Below are 15,000 nucleotides of genomic sequence, written 5' to 3'. Positions count from 1 at the left end.
TACTTCAGAGCGTACCGGCAATGGTGTGCTGCGAAGTATTATGCTCTTTAATAATCCGGAACAAGCTGAAAATTGAAACGACGTATCGTTTTCATTCTCCGTAATAAGAATGAAACAACACGATACAGTCGAGTCTCTCAAATGCTTACTCCTCAGAAAGCTGAGGGCTGAGTGAACGGCTGAAATGCAAGGCGCCCGGCGCACAGCAACGCGCAGTGGACTTCATGTCCATGAGCAGTTGCGAGCACCGGAGCAACGCCGCAGTTCAGACGGGTCACGCAGCCAGAATCTTCTGGGTTGTGAGGTTAAGTGACTAAGCGTACACGGTGGATGCCCTGGCAGTCAGAGGCGATGAAGGGCGTGCTAATCTGCGATAAGCGCCGGTAAGGTGATATGAACCGCAACAACCGGCGATACCCGAATGGGGAAACCCAGTGTGTTTCGACACACTATCGCAACATGAATACATAGTGTTGCGAGGCGAACCGGGGGAACTGAAACATCTAAGTACCCCGAGGAAAAGAAATCAACCGAGATTCCCCCAGTAGCGGCGAGCGAACGGGGAGGAGCCCAGAACCTGAATCAGTTTGTGCATCAGTGGAAGCGTCTGGAAAGTCGCAGGGTACAGGGTGACACTCCCGTACACAAAGATGCATTTGCTGTGAGTTCGAAGAGTAGGGCGGGACACGTGATATCCTGTCTGAATATGGGGGGACCATCCTCCAAGGCTAAATACTCCTGACTGACCGATAGTGAACCAGTACCGTGAGGGAAAGGCGAAAAGAACCCCGGCGAGGGGAGTGAAACAGAACCTGAAACCGTGTACGTACAAGCAGTGGGAGCACCTTCGTGGTGTGACTGCGTACCTTTTGTATAATGGGTCAGCGACTTATATTCTGTAGCAAGGTTAACCGTATAGGGGAGCCGCAGGGAAACCGAGTCTTAACTGGGCGTTAAGTTGCAGGGTATAGACCCGAAACCCGGTGATCTAGCCATGGGCAGGTTGAAGGTTGGGTAACACTAACTGGAGGACCGAACCGACTAATGTTGAAAAATTAGCGGATGACCTGTGGCTGGGGGTGAAAGGCCAATCAAACCGGGAGATAGCTGGTTCTCCCCGAAAGCTATTTAGGTAGCGCCTCGTGAACTCATCTCCGGGGGTAGAGCACTGTTTCGGCTAGGGGGCCATCCCGGCTTACCAACCCGATGCAAACTGCGAATACCGGAGAATGTTATCACGGGAGACACACGGCGGGTGCTAACGTCCGTCGTGAAGAGGGAAACAACCCAGACCGCCAGCTAAGGTCCCAAAGTCATGGTTAAGTGGGAAACGATGTGGGAAGGCACAGACAGCCAGGATGTTGGCTTAGAAGCAGCCATCATTTAAAGAAAGCGTAATAGCTCACTGGTCGAGTCGGCCTGCGCGGAAGATGTAACGGGGCTAAACCATGCACCGAAGCTGCGGCAGCGACACTTAGGTGTTGTTGGGTAGGGGAGCGTTCTGTAAGCCGTTGAAGGTGGACTGTGAGGTCTGCTGGAGGTATCAGAAGTGCGAATGCTGACATGAGTAACGATAAAGCGGGTGAAAAGCCCGCTCGCCGGAAGACCAAGGGTTCCTGTCCAACGTTAATCGGGGCAGGGTGAGTCGACCCCTAAGGCGAGGCCGAAAGGCGTAGTCGATGGGAAACAGGTTAATATTCCTGTACTCGGTGTTACTGCGAAGGGGGGACGGAGAAGGCTATGTTAGCCGGGCGACGGTTGTCCCGGTTTAAGCGTGTAGGCTGGTGTTCCAGGTAAATCCGGAACGCCTTAAGGCTGAGGCGTGATGACGAGGCACTACGGTGCTGAAGTAACAAATGCCCTGCTTCCAGGAAAAGCCTCTAAGCATCAGGTAACAACGAATCGTACCCCAAACCGACACAGGTGGTCAGGTAGAGAATACCAAGGCGCTTGAGAGAACTCGGGTGAAGGAACTAGGCAAAATGGTGCCGTAACTTCGGGAGAAGGCACGCTGGTGCGTAGGTGAAGCGACTTGCTCGCGGAGCTGAAGCCAGTCGAAGATACCAGCTGGCTGCAACTGTTTATTAAAAACACAGCACTGTGCAAACACGAAAGTGGACGTATACGGTGTGACGCCTGCCCGGTGCCGGAAGGTTAATTGATGGGGTTATCGCAAGAGAAGCTCCTGATCGAAGCCCCGGTAAACGGCGGCCGTAACTATAACGGTCCTAAGGTAGCGAAATTCCTTGTCGGGTAAGTTCCGACCTGCACGAATGGCGTAATGATGGCCAGGCTGTCTCCACCCGAGACTCAGTGAAATTGAACTCGCTGTGAAGATGCAGTGTACCCGCGGCAAGACGGAAAGACCCCGTGAACCTTTACTACAGCTTGACACTGAACATTGAGCCTTGATGTGTAGGATAGGTGGGAGGCTTTGAAGCGTGGACGCCAGTCTGCGTGGAGCCAACCTTGAAATACCACCCTTTAACGTTTGATGTTCTAACCTGGCGCCATAATCTGGCGTGGGGACAGTGTCTGGTGGGTAGTTTGACTGGGGCGGTCTCCTCCTAAAGAGTAACGGAGGAGCACGAAGGTCAGCTAATCACGGTCGGACATCGTGAGGTTAGTGCAATGGCATAAGCTGGCTTGACTGCGAGAGTGACGGCTCGAGCAGGTGCGAAAGCAGGTCATAGTGATCCGGTGGTTCTGAATGGAAGGGCCATCGCTCAACGGATAAAAGGTACTCCGGGGATAACAGGCTGATACCGCCCAAGAGTTCATATCGACGGCGGTGTTTGGCACCTCGATGTCGGCTCATCACATCCTGGGGCTGAAGTAGGTCCCAAGGGTACGGCTGTTCGCCGTTTAAAGTGGTACGCGAGCTGGGTTTAGAACGTCGTGAGACAGTTCGGTCCCTATCTGCCGTGGGCGCTGGAAGATTGAGAGGGGTTGCTCCTAGTACGAGAGGACCGGAGTGAACGCACCACTGGTGTTCGGGTTGTCATGCCAATGGCATTGCCCGGTAGCTAAGTGCGGAAAAGATAAGCGCTGAAAGCATCTAAGCGCGAAACTTGCCTCGAGATGAATCTTCCCTGACCCTTTAAGGGTCCTGAAGGGACGTTGAAGACTACGACGTTGATAGGCCGGGTGTGTAAGCGCAGCGATGCGTTGAGCTAACCGGTACTAATGACCCGTGAGGCTTAACCTTACAACACCAGAAGCGTTCTGGTGGGCGTTGAGAGACAGAAAGACAATTTTCAGCTTATCCGGACAAGAATTAAGCTGTTCTGCATATTACGCATGCGGGACAGAGCAGGAGATTTTATCTGCCCTGCGGACGTGAGTCTGCGGAGTGTGATTTAAAAAATTAGCGGGAACGAAAGAGTTTGTGCTGAAGCAGGGCGGCAAACGCAGCGAAGGAAGGAGCATACTGAAGTATGTGACTGAGTTTGCAGGTGAAGCCAGCGCAGCAGCAGCGCAAAATATTCGTTCCGTGCACCAAGATTTGCCTGGCGGCTTTAGCGCGGTGGTCCCACCTGACCCCATGCCGAACTCAGAAGTGAAACGCCGTAGCGCCGATGGTAGTGTGGGGTCTCCCCATGCGAGAGTAGGGAACTGCCAGGCATCAATTTAGATATAAAGAACAAGGTTCTTTATTAAGTAATAAGCGTGCTGATATGGCTCAGTTGGTAGAGCGCACCCTTGGTAAGGGTGAGGTCCCCAGTTCGACTCTGGGTATCAGCACCAGTTATACGCAAGTGCGGTAAAAGAATTTGCCTGGCGGCTTTAGCGCGGTGGTCCCACCTGACCCCATGCCGAACTCAGAAGTGAAACGCCGTAGCGCCGATGGTAGTGTGGGGTCTCCCCATGCGAGAGTAGGGAACTGCCAGGCATCAATTTAGACCAGTACGCTGGTCATGACCACTCCGGTGACACGGAATGGGTGAAACACCTGATACCAGAAGCAACATTCTGGATTCAGTACAGAATCGGTGGAGCGGTAGTTCAGTTGGTTAGAATACCTGCCTGTCACGCAGGGGGTCGCGGGTTCGAGCCCCGTCCGTTCCGCCACTTATCATTAGACCCTGAGTCATCTGACTCAGGGTTTTTTTGTATGCGAAAAAAGCCATCACAAGACAGACAGTGGCTTCTCATCAATATTTGTTTACTGACAATCCAGTCTTATTAGCATGCTCCGATTGAAACTAAGCCCCAAAGCCCTTATAACATCATTACGGCATATATTATTTAGCAGTCATTAAAACCAGGCGGGTAGCGTGCGTAAAAAGACCTATGCCATGAGATATGTAGCAGGGCAGCCAGCGGAGCGTATATTCCCGCCTGGTGCCATGCTGCACGTCGGAAAGGCATTACCGCCCGGAGCCCCTTTGACCGCAGACTCTTCGCTGCGCGTACTGGTATGGAATATCTTCAAGCAGCAGCGCGCTGACTGGCTTTCGGTTCTGCAGAATTTCGGTAAAGATGCTCACCTTGTACTTTTGCAGGAGGCCCAGACCACCCCGGAACTGGTGCGCTTTGCTACAAGCAATTACCTGGCTGCCGATCAGGTCCCCGCCTTTTCTCTGCCGCAGCATCCATCGGGCGTAATGACGCTGGCATCAGCGCATGCGGTTTACTGCTGCCCACTGCGCGAACGTGAACCTTTACTCCGGTTATCAAAGTCCGCGCTGGTTACCGCTTACCCCTTGCCCAATGAGCAAATGCTGATGGTGGTGAATATTCATGCTGTTAACTTCAGCTTAGGTGTTGATGTCTACAGCAAGCAGCTGGGCCCGATAGGTGAACAAATCATCCACCATAAGGGGCCTGTCATCATGGCGGGTGATTTTAATGCCTGGAGCCGTCAGCGTATTTACGCTTTGTATAATTTCGCCAGGGACATGGGGCTGAAAGAGGTCAGTTTTACTGACGATCACCGGCGCAAAGCCTTTGGTCGGCCATTAGACTTCGTATTTTACCGCGACATGAGAGTGACTGAAGCCACCGTGCTTGTCACCCGCGCCTCCGATCACAATCCGCTACTCGTTGAATTCACTCCCAGCAGGCCTGTGCTTCTATAAGAATGTTCTGCCTGCTATCAGGGCAGGCACCTCCCGCGTTCTGCCCATCATTTCAACAATAAAAAGGAAATTCGCGTCATGGCAAAACATCATCACGATCACGTTGAAAAGCAATTTGGCGACCAGGCCAGCGCTTATCTGACAAGTGCTGTACACGTGAGCGGTAGCGATCTGATCAGGCTTGGGGAACGTTTGTCTGCTGAGAAAGATGCCTCAGTGCTTGATCTGGGCTGTGGCGGTGGGCATGCGAGCTATGCGGCAGCCCGGCATGTTTCGAGCGTGGTTGCTTATGACCTCTCAGAAAAAATGCTTGCGGTGGTAAATGAGGCAGCGAAGGAGCATGGCTTAACAAACTTAACCACTCAGTGGGGGTATGCAGAACAGCTCCCCTTTGAGGACGAACAGTTTGATATTGTCATCAGTCGCTACTCTGCACATCACTGGCACGACGTAGGAAGTGCAATGCGCGAAGTGAAGCGCGTACTCAAGCCCGGCGGGAAGGTGATCTTTATGGACGTCAGCGCGCCGGGGAACGCCGTACTGGATATCTGGCTGCAAACCGTTGAGGCCCTGCGCGATACGTCTCATGTGCGGGATTACGCGCCGGGGGAGTGGCTCACGATGTTCACCGAGGCTGGCCTTGCTATCACAGCGGTTAGCCATGACCGACTGGAGCTTGAGTTTTCAAGCTGGACAGAACGAATGCGCACGCCGCCGTTGATGATTGAAGCCATCCGCGCTTATCAGCAATCGGCTTCTGAAGATGTGCAGCGCTATTACGCGCTGAAGCCAGATGGAAGCTTCAGCACTGATACTCTCTTTATCGAGGCAGTAAAGCGGTAGTTCAAAGGGCAGGGACCTGGAATCTGTAGCCAGGGAGCAGGAATAAAAAAAAGCCAATCATCAGATTGGCTTTTTTATTGTTGAGTGAGCTTAGCTGTCAGGCGTGGCGCTGTTATTAACAAACAGCGTCAGCTTATCGCCGGGCTGAATGTTTTTACTGCCGCTGCTATTCCAGCGCATCACATCCTGCATTTCAACGCCATGGCGCTTTGCAATGCTGGCCAGAGAATCACCTTTGCGAACCTGATAGGTGATGCTGTTGCCATTATCGGCCAGTTTAGCTGCGTTTCCGCTGCTGCCCAGGCTTAGCGTTTGTCCCGGCTTAATGTTGCCGCCACGGATGTTATTAGCACGCTGTAGGTCCGCCATCGACACGTTCAGGCGCTTTGCAATACCCGACAGGGTATCGCCACTGCGGACTTTGTACGACGCTGTAGCGGTATTGCTCGCCAGCGCAACGTTCTGAACAGCGGCAATGTCGCCGGTTGCCAGAGAGTTACGCAGCTGCGCCACGTTCGACTTTGGCACCATAATGTAGTGGGGGCCGGTAGGTCCCGTACTACTGCGCTTATAACCCGCGTTAAAGCTTTTTAACTTACTCAGTGACATGCCAGCCATTTCGGCCGCCTGCGTCAGCTCTATCGGCTGCCCAACTTCAACCCGTGCCAGAGCCCGCGTTTCGTTCGGCTTCGGCAACTGGATACCGTACCGCTTATTATTCTTAAGCAACTCGCCAAGCGCCAGCATTTTAGGCACGTAGATAGTCGTTTCCCTGGGCAGAGAAAGAGACCAGAAATCCGTAGGCTTCCCGCGGGATTTATTGGCTTTCATCGCCTTCAGAACGCGACCTTCACCACTGTTGTAAGCGGCAATGGTCAGTAACCAGTCGCCGCCAAACATGCGGTTCATCCGCTCCATCATATCCAGCGCCACTTTGGTTGAAGCCACGACGTCACGTCGTCCATCATACCACTGTGTCTGCTTCAGACCGTAGTTACGCCCCGTCTGCGGTACTATCTGCCAGATGCCCGCGGCATTAGCAGTTGAAGTTGCATGGGGATCAAAAGCGCTCTCCACTATGGGTAGTAGTACCAGTTCCATCGGCATTTTACGTTGCTTAATCTGCTCGACAATCCAGTACATATACGGCTCTGCCCGTAATGTTACATCGTGGAGATAGCTCTTGTTTCTTAAGTATTTTTGTTTTTGTTCGCGTATCCGGGGATTATCCGGAACCTTCATCTTCAGCTCGTCGCCAATGAAATTCCATAGATCCTGATCTTGCGTAAGGCGGGTCCCATCGTCCTGCCAGCGCGGTGATAAAAGTCGATCTGCATCATTTGAATTATCATTTTGACCCGCTGAAGACAAACTCTGTGCATGCTGTTCCGGTACGTTGGCGTCATGTTGTGACGCCTGGCACCCCACCAGCAAGACCGAGGCGAAAAATATCGCTATAGCCTTCATGTGTGTGTCAATTTGTCGCTTAAAAGACGAGCAACTATACGTGCATGGCTAAATCAATACAACCCGAAAATCAAAAATTGTCTTTCTTCTCGCGTAGAGTCGCAAAAACCTGCCATTCATGTTGTGGAGATGTTTCATAACCAAGAGTTCTTTGTAAATCAGTATCTTGAGTGCGTAGGAAAATATTTATTTTCCTCTCATTGGCCAGCGTTACGGGCAAGGTTACCCTGTTTTTCGCTCGTAACTCCTTAATTTGCTGGTAATACCGATCTATTTCAACATCCTGAGGTAAAACGGCATGGGCAAACTTCATATTCGATAAAGTATACTCATGTGCGCAACATATTAGTGTATTTTCGGGGAGCTTGTTAAGTTTTTGAAAAGATTCATACATTTGCCTGGGTGTGCCTTCGAACAGCCGCCCGCAGCCGCCGGAAAAGAGCGTGTCCCCACAGAAAAGGTAAGGGTGACTGAAATATGAGATATGTCCTAAAGTATGGCCCGGCGTATGATAAACACTAAATTCGCAGCCCAAAATAGCGACCTTATCACCCTCTCCAACCAGCACATTTGCCCCTTTATCGCGCGTTTCCTCTGGGCCATATACCGGCAGATCGGGGTATGTTTTAAGAAGTTCTTTTACGCCGCCAACGTGGTCATGGTGATGATGAGTTAAGAGAATGGCGACCGGCTGCCAGCTGTTTTTTTCCAGCGCCGCCAGTACCGGTGCCGCTTCGCCTGGATCCACAATCAGACACTGTCCTTCTTCGTTACTTAATGACCAGATGTAGTTGTCCTGAAATGCCGGAATGCTGGTAAGATTCATCATCGCCTCGTTTAATGGCCGAAATGGAAAGAAGATGGTAAAGCATGAAGCCTGCTAAAACACGCCAAATTCGTCATGCGCCACACTCCTGGGCGGAAATGCCATGGGGAGAATTTTATCGTGATGCGCTCACGTCACACCTCCAGCCCTGTCTTGCGCGGATTTACGGCTTCCACTTGCTAAAAGTGGGCGATCTCAGCGCAGAAATCGATACCAGCCACTGCGCGATATCCCATCAGGTAAATGTCGGATTGTATGGTGAGCGGTTGCAGGTGCAGGCCGATCCGATGAGCCTGCCGTTTGAATCGAAATCCGTGGATGCCTGCCTGTTGGCCCACTGCCTGGCATGGAGTAGCGATCCGCACCGCGTTCTGCGGGAGGTGGACAGGGTGCTGATTGACGATGGCTGGATAATTATCAGCGGCTTTAACCCATTCAGCGTGCTGGGCATTGGGAAACTTGTTCCCGGCCTGGGCCGCCGCATTCCGTGGAACAGTCGCATGTTTACCCAGATGCGGCTGATGGACTGGCTAAGCCTGCTTAATTATGAAGTGGTCCAGCGGACGCGGTTCCAGGTACTGCCATGGAACCGCCAGGGAGGAAAGACCATCAGTACGCATTTTCCTGCGCTGGGCTGTTTAAGCATTATTGTGGCGCGCAAGCGTACCTTTCCCCTGACCCTGAACCCGGCGAAAAAGGCCGCGGCAGCACGGCGAATCAGCGCCGCTGTCGGCGCAACCCGCCAGTTCCACTCGCGGCATCGCGATCAGGATCCAGACTGATAGCCAATATCTTCGAAGGCCGGACTACCGGCTGCCGCACGCGCCAGTTCGTCACAGCGCTCATTTTCAACATGACCGGCGTGGCCCTTAACCCATTCCCATTTAATCTGGTGATGGCTTAACGCGGCGTCGAGCCTTTTCCACAGATCGACGTTTTTGACCGGCTTTTTATCCGTGGTTTTCCAGCCACGCTTTTTCCAGTTATGGATCCAACTGGTGATCCCCTGGCGAACATACTGACTGTCGGTACTCAGCACCACTTCACACTGCTCGCTGAGGGCCTCAAGCGCGACGATTGCGGCCATCAACTCCATGCGGTTATTGGTGGTTAAAAAATATCCTGAGCTGAAGGTTTTTTCGTGCTTACCGTAGCGTAAAATAGCGCCATAACCACCCGGGCCGGGGTTGCCCAGGCACGACCCATCGGTGAAAATTTCTACCTGCTTAGGCATCTCTGGTAGACTCCCTGCTGAAAAATGCTAAGTCTGACATAAACGGGTCCTATGAGCACAGTAAATACAACGCGTCAGATCGTTCTCGATACTGAAACCACCGGTATGAACATGATCGGGGTGCACTACGAAGGGCATCGCATCATTGAAATCGGTGCCGTTGAGGTAGTGAACCGCCGTCTGACCGGCAATAACTATCATGTTTACCTCAAGCCGGACCGGCTGGTCGATCCTGAGGCATTTGGCGTCCACGGGATTGCGGATGAATTTCTCGCTGATAAACCTGCGTTTGCGGATATTGCGGATGAGTTTCTCGCCTATATCGACGGCGCGGAGCTGGTCATCCATAACGCCTCGTTTGATATCGGCTTTATGGACTATGAGTTTTCAAAGCTTGGCCGGGATATCCCGAAGACCAGCACCTTCTGTAAGGTCACGGACAGCCTGGCGATGGCGCGCAAGCTGTTTCCCGGTAAGCGAAACAGCCTTGATGCCCTCTGTTCACGCTATGAAATAGACAACACCCGACGAACGCTTCACGGCGCGCTGCTGGACGCCGAAATTCTCGCCGAAGTCTTTCTGACCATGACCGGCGGCCAGACGTCGTTGACTTTCTCAATGGAAGGAGAGCGTCAGCAGCAGGCCAGTGGCGACACCATCCACCGTATCGCGCGTCCTGCTTCCGGGCTGCGGGTCGTGGCGGCCACGGACGAAGAGATCGCCGCCCACGAATCGCGTCTTGATTTGGTTATGAAGAAGGGCGGAAGCTGTCTCTGGCGGGCCTGACGCGTGCTGAAGAGATTATGTGTGAAAAACGCGCAGTCGGTGGCAGGCCGGTAGAAAAAGCGTTGACGACCGCAGCGCCTCACCGTAATATTCGCTCCGTTCCCGACGGGGAACAAAGCGCGGAGCGGTAGTTCAGTTGGTTAGAATACCTGCCTGTCACGCAGGGGGTCGCGGGTTCGAGCCCCGTCCGTTCCGCCAAGTATCCAGAAAGCCTGATTCAGTAATGAATCAGGCTTTCGTCGTTTATAACCGCCCGTTATTCTGTTACTTCTTACCGACGGCAACCCGACCGGAAAACCCCTCAGCCTGAGCTACACGATCTTCGCGCGCCAGCCAGCGATAGCACCCGGCTGACATCAGTGCGCCAATAAACCAGCTAAAGTTTGCCACTTCGTGCAGCCCCGGCGTAAAGCCAATTGCCAGACCAATCAGCACGGAGGGTATCAGTGCCGCAATGGCTTTCGGATTAAACCCGCCGCGATACCAGTACTTTCCTCCGGGAGAGTCATCAAACAGATCATCTACAGAAATCTCTCCGCGCTTAATGATATAGAAATCACAGAGCAGAATACCAAACAGCGGGCCGATAAAAGCGCCCAGCACGTCCAGCGTATAGTGGATAAGCTCCGGTGACTGGAAAAGGTTCCACGGCGTGAGTAGCACAGAGCCTACCGCCGCGATCATCCCACCGGTGCGGAAGCTGATTTTTTGCGGAGAGCAATTAGAGAAATCGAAAGCGGGCGAGACAAAGTTAGCGACAATGTTAATACCAATGGTGGCGGTAATCATCGTTAGCAGCCCTATCGCGACGGCTAAATCGCTCCCCACCCGGCTGACGGTTTCGATGGGATCGGTGATCATGCGGCCAAACAGCGACTGGGTGCCGGAGACGATAACCACGGTGACCACGGAGAACAGCAGGAAATTAAACGGCAGGCCCCAGCGGTTACCCCGACGGATCTCACCCATACTTTTGCCGTAACGAGAGAAATCACCAAAATTCAGCAGCGGGCCGGAGAAATAGGAAACGACCAGCGCGCTGGCGGTAATCATCTGCCATACCTGCTCACCCGCCGAAAGCTGCTTACTCGCGAGCGTCAGCGTAATGCCGCTAAAGCCGGTCTTGTATACAATCCATCCTGCTAACGACAGCATAACGACATAGACCGCAGGCCCCGCGATATCAATAAAGCGCTTAATGGCGCTCATACCGTGCCAGAAGACCAGGGCCTGAGCGACCCACATAATGCCGAAGCAGCACCAGCCCAGCGTGGAAAGGCCCAGCCAGGCGGTATGGGTTAGTGGTGCCAGCGCGGGCCAGAACTTAAGCGTAACCAGCATCAGGGCATTAGCCGCCAGCCAGGTCTGGATCCCATACCAGGCGAAAGCGATCAGCCCGCGGATCACTGCCGGAATATTTGCGCCGAATACGCCGAATGCCTGTCGACAAATGACCGCATAGGGCACGCCTGCCATCTGGCTGGGGCGGGCCACCAGGTTAGCAAAAATCTGCACAATGCAAATCCCCACCAGCAGGCATAGCAGCACCTGCCAGCTTGCCAGACCGAGCGTAAAGAAGCTGGCGGCCACGACATAGCCTCCCATGCTGTGCACATCCGACATCCAGAAAGAAAAAATATTGTACCAGCTCCAGTTTTGATCGCGGGTAGGTGCCAGATCTTCGTTACACAGGCGTGGACTGTAATGCGCCTGATTTGCCGCGCGGGATGTGTTAGTTGCGCTCTGGTGGGTTATTGGCATGAAAGCTGCTCCTCTTATTTCGCTCTGCATGTATTCGGAATGAAGAGAACGTTGCAGCTTTCGGGCCAAAGGTGATTTTTGTATACAATAAATTTAAATGAGTGTGTACGATAATCCGCACTATTTGACATCGGGTGGAGTGGTTAATGAAGAGTGACAGCGGCCTTGAAACAGCCCCGGAGCAACAGGATAAGGATGAATTTATCTATCAGGCGCTGATGTCGGCGATGGTTGAGCATCAGCTGCCGCCGGGAAGCAAACTGCCGGAAGAGGCACTTTCAGAGGTTTTTGGCGTCAGCCGTACCGGCATCCGTCAGGTGCTCCAGCGCCTTGCGGCAGTGCAAATGATTGTACTGACGCCCCGGCGTGGTGCACAGGTCGCCTTACCCTCGGCGGAGGAAGCGAAGGAGATTCTGCATACGCGATCCCTTATTGAGTGTGCCAATCTGCCGGAGGTAGTGGAGCGCTGTCAGTCAACGCATCTGGTGGCGCTGGAGAAGATCAACCATGCTGAACAGCAGGCACATAAGGATCGCGACGGCCCGGCCGCTATTCGTCTTTCCGCTGACTTTCATATTAATCTACAGGCTATTTCCGGAAATCAGGTACTGACCGACATGGTCACCCGCCTCACTCAGCGATCTTCGCTGGTTATCGCTGCCTGGGGTGCGCCCTGGCAGCAGGGGTGCCGCTGCGACGATCACGATCGGCTGATTGAGCTGATGAGAAAAAAAGCGCTGGCTCCCCTTACTGACGCATTACAGCAACACTTTGCACATATTCTGGCCAGTCTGCGCTTTGCACCCGCAGGCGAAGCGACACTGGATTTCGCCAAAATATTCTCAGCGAAAGGGGAGAAATAATGGCGGCACAGCAGATTATCCAGGTGATTAACCCTAATACCAGCGCAGCCATGACCCACACCATCGCTCAGGCTGCAAGGGCCGTCGCGGCTTCTGAAACTACGATTGTCGCGGTCTGTCCCTCGCAGGGCGTGCCTTCTATTGAGGGGCATTTTGACGAAGCCGTTGCGGCTATTGGGGTGCTTGAGCAGATCAAGGCAGGCCGCGAACAGGGGGTTTCGGGGCACGTGATTGCCTGTTTTGGCGATCCGGGACTGCTGGCCGCACGAGAGCTGGCAAGCGGACCCGTGGTGGGTATTGCCGAAGCGTCGATGCATATGGCAACGCTGATCGCCACGCGTTTTTCAATTGTGACGACGTTGCCGAGAACCGTCATCATCGCGCGACATTTGCTGCGTCAGTACGGTTTTGAGCATCACTGTAGCGCGGTGCACGCCATCGATCTGCCGGTGCTCACGCTTGAGGATGGCAGCGGGCTCGCGCAGGAAAAGGTGCGTGAACGTTGTATACAGGCGATGCAGCAGGACGGTAGCGGTGCCATTGTGCTGGGCTGCGGCGGCATGAGCAACCTCGCGCAGGCGCTGACGCGTGAACTGGGGATACCGGTTATCGACGGCGTCAGCGCAGCCGTAAAAATGGTGGAATCGCTGGTGGCACTGGGACTCTCCACCAGCAAACACGGTGATTTAGACTATCCGGTTCAGAAAAACCTGTCGGGTCAGTTTCAGCATCTAAACTAGTGTTACGTCAGCCCGATAACAGGACTCCGACTATGAGTGATGTCAGCGATAAAAAAGAGTACGGTTTCAATAAAAACTATCCTCGCGACCTGCGCGGCTATGCGGGCCATCCTCCGCATGCGGCCTGGCCGGATCAGGCAAAGATCGCCGTACAGTTTGTGCTGAACTACGAAGAAGGCGCGGAAAATAACGTACTGCACGGCGACACCGGTTCCGAGCAGTTTCTCTCGGATATTATCGGTGCGGCGAGCTATCCTGAGCGCCATATGTCGATGGACTCACTTTACGAATATGGCTCACGCGCGGGTTTCTGGCGCATCCATAATGAGTTCCAAAAGCGCGGCCTTCCGCTGACGGTATTCGGCGTGGCGATGGCGCTGGCGCGACACCCTGAAATTGTAGAAGCCATCAGGGAGGCGGATTACGACGTGGTAAGCCATGGCTGGCGCTGGATCCATTATCAGGCGATGGATGCCAAAACCGAACGCCAGCATATGCAACAGGCGGTCGATACGCTGACCGATCTGTTTGGCAAAGCGCCCACCGGCTGGTACACCGGTCGGGACAGCCCCAATACGCGCAGGCTGGTGGTTGAGCAGGGCTGTTTTACCTACGATAGCGATTATTACGGGGACGATCTGCCGTTCTGGACTCAGGTCACCTGTCAGGATGGTACTGTAAAACCCCATCTGGTCATTCCCTATACCCTGGAAACCAATGATATGCGTTTTGCCACGCCGCAGGGATTCAATACGGCGGAACAGTTCTATACCTATCTTAAGGACAGCTTTGACGTCCTTTATGAAGAGGGTGAGACATCACCGAAGATGCTCTCCATCGGTATGCACTGTCGCCTGCTGGGGCGGCCCGGGCGCTTCAAAGCGCTACAGCGTTTCCTGGACTATATCCAGCAGCATGAAAGGGTGTGGATTTGTACCCGGCAGCAGATTGCCGAACACTGGATAACCACGCATCCTCAGCCCTGATTGGCCGCCGCCTGGCGACGCAGCCCAACACTGCGCGACTTCTGAATGATTACTGGTGATACTTTCCCCGGTTCCGTCTGGATCCGGGGCGTAAACGATGCAGACTGCATACAGTTGCAGTTAAATTGCATAAATAAGGCTAATAGAAAGATATTTATTTTTAAAGTTTATTAAAATATAAATAATTCAACAGGTTGTATGGAACCTTATCAGGCGGGAAATTCTCCCCATTGCTTGAACCCGTAAACGAAAAGTGCCATCATTAGCCTATACTCTGTTAGCCATCATCATCTTCTCCTGAGGCCCTGCCATGAAAGGTTTTATGCTGAATACCAGCATCACACCACCTCTTTCAGCATCATGTGCGTGCCGCTCCGTTAGCCACAACTCATTGAACACATCGCTCACCATGC

General features: G+C 53.3%; 10 protein-coding genes, 3 tRNA genes, 3 rRNA genes and 1 pseudogene. 13 read left to right on the top strand and 4 right to left on the bottom strand.

The window, feature by feature from the left end; genetic code table 11:
• The first annotated feature begins 303 nt into the window (after positions 1-303).
• The 7 genes from AAGR22_RS18510 to AAGR22_RS18480 all read left to right on the top strand — a co-directional run bounded on the left by AAGR22_RS18510 (position 304) and on the right by AAGR22_RS18480 (position 5,924).
• A 23S ribosomal RNA gene (locus AAGR22_RS18510) occupies positions 304-3,208 on the top strand.
• Positions 3,209-3,508: 300 nt separating this feature from the next.
• Positions 3,509-3,624: ribosomal RNA gene (gene rrf, locus AAGR22_RS18505) — 5S ribosomal RNA — on the top strand.
• A 47-nt stretch (positions 3,625-3,671) separates the two neighbouring features.
• Positions 3,672-3,747 (top strand) — tRNA-Thr (locus AAGR22_RS18500).
• A gap of 29 nt (positions 3,748-3,776) precedes the next feature.
• Positions 3,777-3,892 (top strand): 5S ribosomal RNA (gene rrf / locus AAGR22_RS18495).
• Positions 3,893-3,994: 102 nt separating this feature from the next.
• Positions 3,995-4,071: transfer RNA gene (locus AAGR22_RS18490), tRNA-Asp, on the top strand.
• Between the two features lie 206 nt (positions 4,072-4,277).
• Positions 4,278-5,081: an endonuclease/exonuclease/phosphatase family protein gene (locus AAGR22_RS18485; protein ID WP_067708732.1), complete on the top strand. Its 804-nt coding sequence runs from the start codon at positions 4,278-4,280 to the stop codon at positions 5,079-5,081.
• 78 nt (positions 5,082-5,159) lie between these two features.
• On the top strand, positions 5,160-5,924 hold the full coding sequence (locus AAGR22_RS18480) for a class I SAM-dependent methyltransferase (RefSeq protein ID WP_345828917.1): 765 nt from the start codon (positions 5,160-5,162) through the stop codon (positions 5,922-5,924).
• A gap of 90 nt (positions 5,925-6,014) precedes the next feature.
• Here AAGR22_RS18480 and mltD read toward each other — a convergent pair whose 3' ends face one another.
• Both mltD and gloB read right to left on the bottom strand, forming a co-directional pair.
• Complete coding sequence (gene mltD / locus AAGR22_RS18475; RefSeq protein ID WP_067708738.1) at positions 6,015-7,391, bottom strand: murein transglycosylase D; 1,377 nt, start codon at positions 7,389-7,391, stop codon at positions 6,015-6,017.
• A 70-nt stretch (positions 7,392-7,461) separates the two neighbouring features.
• On the bottom strand, positions 7,462-8,217 hold the full coding sequence (gene gloB, locus AAGR22_RS18470) for a hydroxyacylglutathione hydrolase (RefSeq protein WP_345831624.1): 756 nt from the start codon (positions 8,215-8,217) through the stop codon (positions 7,462-7,464).
• Between the two features lie 44 nt (positions 8,218-8,261).
• On the opposite strand from gloB, the gene AAGR22_RS18465 reads away from it, so the two are divergent.
• Complete coding sequence (locus AAGR22_RS18465) at positions 8,262-8,999, top strand: class I SAM-dependent methyltransferase (protein ID WP_067708745.1); 738 nt, start codon at positions 8,262-8,264, stop codon at positions 8,997-8,999.
• Here the strand turns inward: AAGR22_RS18465 and rnhA are convergent.
• A pseudogene (gene rnhA, locus AAGR22_RS18460) lies at positions 8,984-9,510 on the bottom strand (ribonuclease HI). The gene AAGR22_RS18465 and the pseudogene rnhA sit on opposite strands and share 16 nt — an antisense overlap.
• Between rnhA and dnaQ the strand changes: the two are divergent.
• Together dnaQ and AAGR22_RS18450 are read left to right on the top strand one after the other, a co-directional pair.
• A complete protein-coding gene (gene dnaQ / locus AAGR22_RS18455) occupies positions 9,503-10,237 on the top strand; it encodes a DNA polymerase III subunit epsilon (RefSeq protein WP_067708752.1) in 735 nt (244 codons plus the stop codon). The pseudogene rnhA and the gene dnaQ overlap by 8 nt on opposite strands.
• A 121-nt stretch (positions 10,238-10,358) precedes the next feature.
• A tRNA-Asp gene (locus tag AAGR22_RS18450) sits at positions 10,359-10,435 on the top strand.
• A 66-nt stretch (positions 10,436-10,501) separates the two neighbouring features.
• On the opposite strand, the gene AAGR22_RS18445 is transcribed toward AAGR22_RS18450, so the two are convergent.
• The gene (locus tag AAGR22_RS18445) at positions 10,502-11,998 is read right to left on the bottom strand and encodes an NCS1 family nucleobase:cation symporter-1 (protein WP_345828914.1); all 1,497 of its coding nucleotides are present in this window, start codon (positions 11,996-11,998) and stop codon (positions 10,502-10,504) included.
• 146 nt (positions 11,999-12,144) lie between these two features.
• Between AAGR22_RS18445 and AAGR22_RS18440 the strand changes: the two genes are divergently transcribed.
• The 3 genes from AAGR22_RS18440 to puuE are packed head-to-tail and all read left to right on the top strand — an operon-like array spanning position 12,145 to position 14,587.
• The gene (locus AAGR22_RS18440; RefSeq protein WP_345828912.1) at positions 12,145-12,861 is read left to right on the top strand and encodes a GntR family transcriptional regulator; all 717 of its coding nucleotides are present in this window, start codon (positions 12,145-12,147) and stop codon (positions 12,859-12,861) included.
• Positions 12,861-13,601 (top strand): allantoin racemase, encoded by a 741-nt coding sequence (gene hpxA / locus AAGR22_RS18435; protein WP_156485024.1) that lies wholly within the window; start codon positions 12,861-12,863, stop codon positions 13,599-13,601. Before AAGR22_RS18440 ends, hpxA begins: the two co-directional genes overlap by 1 nt.
• Positions 13,602-13,633: 32 nt before the next feature.
• On the top strand, positions 13,634-14,587 hold the full coding sequence (puuE, locus tag AAGR22_RS18430; protein WP_067708766.1) for an allantoinase PuuE: 954 nt from the start codon (positions 13,634-13,636) through the stop codon (positions 14,585-14,587).
• Positions 14,588-15,000: the final 413 nt, after the last annotated feature.

The sequence above is a fragment of the Erwinia sp. HDF1-3R genome (assembly GCF_039621855.1).
In the GTDB taxonomy this organism is placed as follows: Bacteria; Pseudomonadota; Gammaproteobacteria; order Enterobacterales; family Enterobacteriaceae; genus Erwinia.
The sequence above is the reverse complement of the archived record's forward strand: the minus strand, read 5'-3'. Positions and strand labels throughout refer to the sequence as shown.

Bases quoted from the DNA above. Each gene is read 5' to 3' on its own strand.
- AAGR22_RS18480 (WP_345828917.1), top strand. From the start codon at position 5,160: ATGGCAAAACATCATCACGATCACGTTGAAAAGCAATTTGGCGACCAG.
- mltD (WP_067708738.1), bottom strand. From the start codon at position 7,391: ATGAAGGCTATAGCGATATTTTTCGCCTCGGTCTTGCTGGTGGGGTGC.
- gloB (WP_345831624.1), bottom strand. From the start codon at position 8,217: ATGAATCTTACCAGCATTCCGGCATTTCAGGACAACTACATCTGGTCA.
- AAGR22_RS18465 (WP_067708745.1), top strand. From the start codon at position 8,262: ATGAAGCCTGCTAAAACACGCCAAATTCGTCATGCGCCACACTCCTGG.
- dnaQ (WP_067708752.1), top strand. From the start codon at position 9,503: ATGAGCACAGTAAATACAACGCGTCAGATCGTTCTCGATACTGAAACC.
- AAGR22_RS18445 (WP_345828914.1), bottom strand. From the start codon at position 11,998: ATGCCAATAACCCACCAGAGCGCAACTAACACATCCCGCGCGGCAAAT.
- AAGR22_RS18440 (WP_345828912.1), top strand. From the start codon at position 12,145: ATGAAGAGTGACAGCGGCCTTGAAACAGCCCCGGAGCAACAGGATAAG.
- hpxA (WP_156485024.1), top strand. From the start codon at position 12,861: ATGGCGGCACAGCAGATTATCCAGGTGATTAACCCTAATACCAGCGCA.
- puuE (WP_067708766.1), top strand. From the start codon at position 13,634: ATGAGTGATGTCAGCGATAAAAAAGAGTACGGTTTCAATAAAAACTAT.